At 66.4% G+C, this 6,206-nt stretch carries 7 protein-coding genes; all 7 read left to right on the forward strand.

Annotation, left to right across the window (positions count from 1 at the left end):
* The first annotated feature begins 150 nt into the window (after window positions 1-150).
* Window positions 151-507: a hydroxyisourate hydrolase gene (gene uraH / locus AC07WJ_RS22150; RefSeq protein ID WP_494936810.1), complete on the forward strand. Its 357-nt coding sequence runs from the start codon at window positions 151-153 to the stop codon at window positions 505-507.
* Window positions 508-557: 50 nt separating this feature from the next.
* Window positions 558-1,982 (forward strand): allantoinase PuuE, encoded by a 1,425-nt coding sequence (gene puuE, locus AC07WJ_RS22155; RefSeq protein WP_494936811.1) that lies wholly within the window; start codon window positions 558-560, stop codon window positions 1,980-1,982.
* 118 nt (window positions 1,983-2,100) lie between these two features.
* Window positions 2,101-2,349, forward strand: coding sequence for a hypothetical protein (locus AC07WJ_RS22160; protein ID WP_494936812.1), 249 nt, complete (start codon window positions 2,101-2,103; stop codon window positions 2,347-2,349).
* Window positions 2,350-2,363: 14 nt separating this feature from the next.
* The gene (locus AC07WJ_RS22165; RefSeq protein WP_494936813.1) at window positions 2,364-3,908 is read left to right on the forward strand and encodes a TolC family protein; all 1,545 of its coding nucleotides are present in this window, start codon (window positions 2,364-2,366) and stop codon (window positions 3,906-3,908) included.
* A 16-nt stretch (window positions 3,909-3,924) separates the two neighbouring features.
* A complete protein-coding gene (locus AC07WJ_RS22170; RefSeq protein WP_494936814.1) occupies window positions 3,925-5,331 on the forward strand; it encodes a multicopper oxidase family protein in 1,407 nt (468 codons plus the stop codon).
* A gap of 26 nt (window positions 5,332-5,357) precedes the next feature.
* Complete coding sequence (locus AC07WJ_RS22175) at window positions 5,358-5,816, forward strand: cupredoxin domain-containing protein (protein ID WP_494936815.1); 459 nt, start codon at window positions 5,358-5,360, stop codon at window positions 5,814-5,816.
* Window positions 5,817-5,840: 24 nt separating this feature from the next.
* On the forward strand, window positions 5,841-6,137 hold the full coding sequence (locus tag AC07WJ_RS22180) for a copper-binding protein (protein WP_494936816.1): 297 nt from the start codon (window positions 5,841-5,843) through the stop codon (window positions 6,135-6,137).
* The last annotated feature ends 69 nt before the right edge of the window (window positions 6,138-6,206 follow it).

Raw genomic sequence — 6,206 nt, forward strand, 5'->3', positions numbered from 1 at the left:
CCGGTCTTGAACGAGCACACGCCCTGGTATTGAAGGTTGCCGGCGAACCCCACGCAATGATCTCAAAATCGGTAAGATTTTCAAATTTTGCCTGAAAATGGCGGAGGCCCGTTTGCGTTAACTGGCAACAGCCAACACGCGGAGAACACCATGGGACGACTATCGACACATGTGCTCGACACCGCCTCCGGCCGACCGGCCGCCGGCATGGACGTCGCGCTTCATCGCCTGGGCCTGGACGGCACGCGCGCCCTGGTCAAGCAGCTCCGGACCGGCGAGGACGGCCGCACCGCGGAGCCGCTGCTCACCGGCGAGGCGCTCACCGCCGGCACCTACGAACTGGTCTTCGGCGTCGCGGACTATTTCCGCGCCTCGGGCATCACCCAGGCGAACCCACCATTCCTGGACGACGTGCCAATTCGCTTCACGATCGCAGATGCCGATGCGCATTATCATGTGCCGCTGATCGTGACGCCCTGGAGCTATGCGACCTATCGCGGCAGTTGACACTCCGACCGCCGGCTCTTTCCGACAGATCTCATGCAGCGAGGCCAGCCATGCAGAACAGCCCCTACCCCCGCGACTTGATCGGTTATGGCCGCACCACGCCGCAGGCCTGCTGGCCGAGTGGCGCGCGCATCGCCGTCCAGTTCGTGATCAATTACGAAGAAGGCGGCGAGAACAACATCCTGCACGGCGACCCCGCGTCGGAAGCCTTCCTGTCGGAAATGATCGGCGCGCCGCCCTGGCCCGGCCAGCGCCACCCGAGCATGGAATCGATCTATGAATATGGCTCGCGCGCAGGGTTCTGGCGGCTCTGGCGGCTGTTCACCGGGCGCCGCCTGCCGGTGACCGTCTATGGCGTCGCCACCGCGATGGAGCGCAACCCGGATGCGGTTGCCGCCATGCGCGAGGCCGACTGGGAAATCGCCAGCCATGGGCTGAAATGGATCGACCATCGCCACATGCCGGCCGCGGAGGAGCGCGCCGCGGTAGCCGAGGCCCTGCGCATTCATACCGCGCTGTGCGGCGAACGGCCGCTCGGCTGGTATACCGGGCGGACGTCCGAGAACACGCTCGACATCGTCATGGAAGAGGGCGGTTTTCTCTATTCCGCGGATTCCTATGCCGACGACCTGCCCTATTGGGTCGACGGCCCGTATGGCCCGCACCTGATCGTGCCCTATACGCTCGACAGCAACGACATGCGCTTCGCGGCGGCGCAGGGCTTCAATTCGGGCGACCAGTTCTTCGCCTATCTGAAGGACTCCTTCGACGTGCTTTATGCCGAAGGCGCGGAAGGCGCGCCGAAAATGCTGTCGATCGGCCTGCATTGCCGCCTCGTCGGGCGGCCGGGCCGGCTCGCCGCGCTCGCCCGTTTCCTCGACTACATCCAGGGCCACGACCACGTCTGGATCTGCCGGCGCATCGACATCGCCCGGCATTGGGCGATCCATCACTACCCCGCCGATGGCCTGCCGAGCGGCATGAACCGGCCGGTCTTCGTCGCCAAATTCGGCGACATCTACGAGCACACGCCGGCCATCGCCGAGCGAGCCCATCGCCGCGGCCTGACATCGGCTCATGATACGACCGAAGGCCTGCACGGGGCGCTCGCTGCCGTTCTCGACGAGATGACCCGGCAGGAGAAACTCGCCTTGATCAAGGCGCATCCGGATCTTGCCGGCCGGCTTGCCGCGGCCAAGCTGCTGACCGCCGATTCCACCCGCGAGCAGGCGGGCGCCGGCCTCGACCGGCTGACGGCGGACGAACTCGCCCGCTTCACCGCGCTCAACGACGCCTACAAGGCTCGTTTCGAATTCCCCTTCATCATGGCGGTGAAGGGAGCGACGAAGGACAGCATTCTCGACGCCTTCGAACGGCGTATCGCCAATTCCACGGATGACGAATTCGCCACGGCAATCGCCGAGATCAAGAAGATCGCATTGCTCCGGCTGAAGGACCGACTGCGCCCGGCATGAGGCATCCGGGCCCGACAACCGCCCGGCAATAAATTGTAATAGTCGGGAAATACGACCTGCGAACAGCGCCGTTAGCGTCCCGGTGAGACTCAGTTCCACCGGGGCGCGCATGCCGCAGATGAACCACCTCCCATCGACTCGAATTCAAGCGATCGGCCTGGCCGTCGTGGCCGGCCTGGCGCTCGGCGCCTGTACCGAGGCAGGGACGCGAGCGCGCCTCGGCGAGGAGGCCGCCGACCCCGCCGTCGCCAGCCGGCAGGTCCGCTATCAGCCGGTGCTCGGCGGCTTTACCGCGTTCCGCCCCGTCGGCCCGATCGACTGGGGGCGCTCGAACGAACGCGTCGCCCCCGGCGCCCCGGTACGGTGAGGGTGATGACGATCATGACATCATCCACACGAAACCATCCGGCCCGCGCCGCCCGGCCGAGCACCGCTCAAAGACTGCTCCGCCCGGTTCGGCTCGGCGCCATTCTCGTCGGCGCCGCCACGGCGCTCGGCGGCTGCGCCAGCTATAGCCCCGACGGAGGCCTCGGCGTCGCCCGCGACATCGCGGCGCGCGAACTGCGTCAGGACCTCGGGCGCATCCGGGAGCCGGCCGACAGCGACCGGGTCAAGGCGCGGGTGACGGCCTTGCTGCGATCCCCGCTCAGCGTCGACAGGGCGGTCCAGATCGCCCTCATGAACAATCGCGGCCTGCAGGCCGCCTATAATGATCTTGGAATTTCCGAAGCGCTGTTCGTCCAGGCCAGCTTGCCGCCGAGCCCGACGCTTTCGCTGACACGGCTCGCCAGCACCGGCGCGATCGAGATCGAGCGCCAGTTGCTCGTCAACATTCTCGGGCTTGCGACCTTGCCGCAACGACGGGCCGTCGCCCAGGTCCGGTTCAGCCAGGCGCAGTTGCGGGCGGCCGAGGAGACGCTGCGCCTCGCCGGCGACACGCGCCGGGCCTATTACCGCGTCGTCGCCTCCAGCCAGCTCGTCAATTTCTTGACCCAGGCCAATAGCGCGGCGCGGACAGCCTCGGAACTGTTCAAGCGTCTCGGCGAAACCGGCGCGGTCAACCGGCTCGACCAGGCGCGCGAGCACGTATTCTACGCCGACGTGGCGGCCCAGCTCGCCCGCGCGCGGCTTCAGAACCAGGCTGATCGCGAACGTCTGATCAGGGCACTCGGCCTCTGGGACAATATTGCCGCGCTGAAGCTCCCGGCCCAATTGCCGGCCTTGCCGCCCCGCCCCATGTCCCGCGACGCGATCGAACGGGAGGCGCTGGAGAAGCGGCTCGATCTCAGGATCGCGCGCCTGGAAGTCGACGGCGTCGCCCGCCAGCTCGCGCTGACCCAATGGTCGCGCTTTCTGAATGTCCTGGAACTCCAGGGTGCGCTGAACAACGAGCGCTCCACGCGCACCGAACGCTCCTACAGCCTGCAGGGCGGACAGCTCGTCGAGAACCATCAGACCGAATTCGAACGGACCCGCATCAGCGGCCTGTCCCTGGAAGTCCAGATACCCCTGGACCTCGGCGAAAGCCGCCTCCGCGAGGCGCGCGAAACCTATCTGCGCTCGATCAACCGCCTGGTCGAACGCGGCGTCAACGTGCGCTCGCAGGCGCGCGAGGCCTACCAGCGCTATCGCGGTGGCTTCGACTTCGCCCGCCATTACCAGTCGCAGATCCTGCCGTTGCGCCAGATCATCGCCGATGAAAGCCAGCTCCGTTACAACGGCATGATGGTCGACGTGTTCTCGCTTCTGACCGAGGCACGAGCCCGCATCGCGGCCAATGCCGCGGCCATCGAAGCCCGCCGCGACTTCTGGATCGCCAAGACCGACCTGCACTTCGTGGTCATCGGCGGAGCGCCGGGCGGCGGCTCATCGGACACTCCCACCACAGCGGTTGCCGGCGCCGAAACCGGCGCGGCCGCGCACTAGCAACGAGGAAGACGTCATGTCCGTATCGCGACGTGGACTATTTGCCACCGCCGGCGCCGGCCTCGCCCTCGTCGGCGCATCCCAGGTCAGTGGACGAGCGCAGACGGCAAGCTTGCCGGAGGCGCCAACCATGACCAAGGCGAACACCCAGGCCCCCCTCGCACCTCCCTCCAGCGGACCGGACTACCAGCCGGTCGTCACGCTGAACGGCTGGACCTTGCCCTCGCGCATGAATGGCGAATGGAAAGAATTCCACCTGGTCGCCGAGCCGGTGGTGCGCGAGATCTCGCCCGGCATGCTCGCCCATCTGTGGGGCTATAACGGCCAGAGCCCCGGCCCGACGATCGAGGCGGTGGAGGGCGACAAGCTTCGCATCTTCGTGACCAATCGCCTGCCGGAGAGCACGGCGGTGCATTGGCACGGCCAGATCCTGCCCTCGGGCATGGACGGCGTCGGCGGACTGACCCAGCCGCATATCCCGCCCGGCAAGACCTTCGTCTACGAGTTCCAACTCCGCAAAAGCGGCACCTTCATGTATCACTCGCATTCCGACGAGATGGTGCAGATGGCCATGGGCATGATGGGCTTCTTCGTCGTCCATCCGCGCGACCCCGCCCTGCACCGCGTCGACCGCGATTTCGTCTTTCTGCTCAATACCTTCGACATCGACCCGGGGACCTATGTGCCGAAGGTCTCGACCATGACCGATTTCAACATCTGGTGCATGAACAGCCGTACCTGGCCGGGGCTAGATCCCCTGGTGGTCGCCAAGAACGACCGCGTCCGGATCAGGATCGGCAATCTCAGCATGACCAATCATCCGATCCACATGCACGGTTATGATTTCGAGGTGACCTGCACGGATGGCGGCTGGGTCCGTCCCGAGGCCCGCTGGCCGGAGGTCACCATCGACGTGCCCGTCGGTGCCATGCGCGCCTATGAATTCCATGCCGTGCACGAGGGCGACTGGGCGTTTCACTGCCACAAGTCGCACCACACGATGGGCCCCATGGGCCATGACACGCGCACCATGATCGGCGTGGATCAGCGGCAGGTGTCCCGGGCCATCCGCGGACTGGTGCCGGGCTTCATGCCGATGGGTGGCGCCGGCATGGGCGAGATGGGCGCGATGGAAATGCCGCTTCCGGCCAATACCTTGCCGATGATGACCGGCGACGGGCCTTTCGGGCCGGTCGAGATGGGCGGCATGTTCACGGTCGTGAAGGTGCGCGAGGGCCTGGCCGCCGGCGATTACAGGGATCCCGGCTGGTACCAGCATCCGCCCGGCACCGTGGCCTATGAATGGAAGGGACCGCCGCTCGCCCGTCCCGCCCGCGCCGCCACGCCGCCCGGCCCCGCACCGGCGGCACGCGTGCTCGACCGCGCGGCGCGCCGCGCCCGCGGCGGCCATTCCAACCACTGACATCCAGACCGAGACGAGGACAGATCATGTCGAAGACATCAGCCTTGCTGGCCTTTGCCGCCGTGGCCGCCCTGACCGGCGCCTCGATGGCCCACGGCCCGTCATCTCCCGCCGGCGAAGAAGGCCATCGCGGCAGCGTCACGCGCACCATCGAAGTGCGGATGCTGGAAGGCGACGGGCGGATGCTGTTCGAGCCGGCCGAAATCACCATCAACCGGGGCGATACGGTCCGCTTCGTCGTGAAGAATGGCGGGGCGCTCGACCATGAAATGGTCATCGACACACTCGAAGGCAATCAGCGCCACAAGGCCGCGATGGAACGCAATCCGGACATGGAACATGCCGATCCGAACGCGGTGAAGGTCGAGCCGGCGAAGTCGGGCGAAATCATCTGGCGCTTCACCAATAGCGGCACGTTCGAATTCGCCTGCCTGATCCCCGGCCACTACCAGGCCGGCATGCATGGCCGGATCACCGTGCGCTGAACCACCCTGCAAGAGGAGATTTCCATGTCCATCATCATCAAAGCGCTCGCCCTCGCCGCCGGTCTCGCGACAATGGGTCATGTCGCCACCGCCGCGGCCCAGTCGGTGAGCGGCGAGGTCGTCAAGATCGAGGCCGAGCGCGGCCGGATCACGTTGAAGCACGGCCCCATCGCCAATCTGGAAATGGACGGCATGACCATGGTGTTCCGGGTTGCGGATCCGGCCATGCTCCAGCAGGTGCGTGAAGGCGATCGCGTCCGCTTCGACGCCGACCGCGTCAATGGCGCGATCACGATCACCCGCATGCAGCGCGCCCGATAAATTCGTCCCTTCGCCGCACAGGCGGCGACAATCCAGCGGCGGCCCGCAATGCCCATTTCGGCATTGCGG

It is taken from the genome of Phreatobacter sp. GW821-FHT04C01 (genome assembly GCF_059420385.1).

Excerpts from the sequence above, each read along its gene's own strand:
- AC07WJ_RS22175 (WP_494936815.1), top strand. The coding sequence starts at position 5,358 with ATGTCGAAGACATCAGCCTTGCTGGCCTTTGCCGCCGTGGCCGCCCTG.
- AC07WJ_RS22180 (WP_494936816.1), top strand. The coding sequence starts at position 5,841 with ATGTCCATCATCATCAAAGCGCTCGCCCTCGCCGCCGGTCTCGCGACA.
- AC07WJ_RS22165 (WP_494936813.1), top strand. The coding sequence starts at position 2,364 with ATGACATCATCCACACGAAACCATCCGGCCCGCGCCGCCCGGCCGAGC.
- puuE (WP_494936811.1), top strand. The coding sequence starts at position 558 with ATGCAGAACAGCCCCTACCCCCGCGACTTGATCGGTTATGGCCGCACC.
- AC07WJ_RS22160 (WP_494936812.1), top strand. The coding sequence starts at position 2,101 with ATGAACCACCTCCCATCGACTCGAATTCAAGCGATCGGCCTGGCCGTC.
- uraH (WP_494936810.1), top strand. The coding sequence starts at position 151 with ATGGGACGACTATCGACACATGTGCTCGACACCGCCTCCGGCCGACCG.
- AC07WJ_RS22170 (WP_494936814.1), top strand. The coding sequence starts at position 3,925 with ATGTCCGTATCGCGACGTGGACTATTTGCCACCGCCGGCGCCGGCCTC.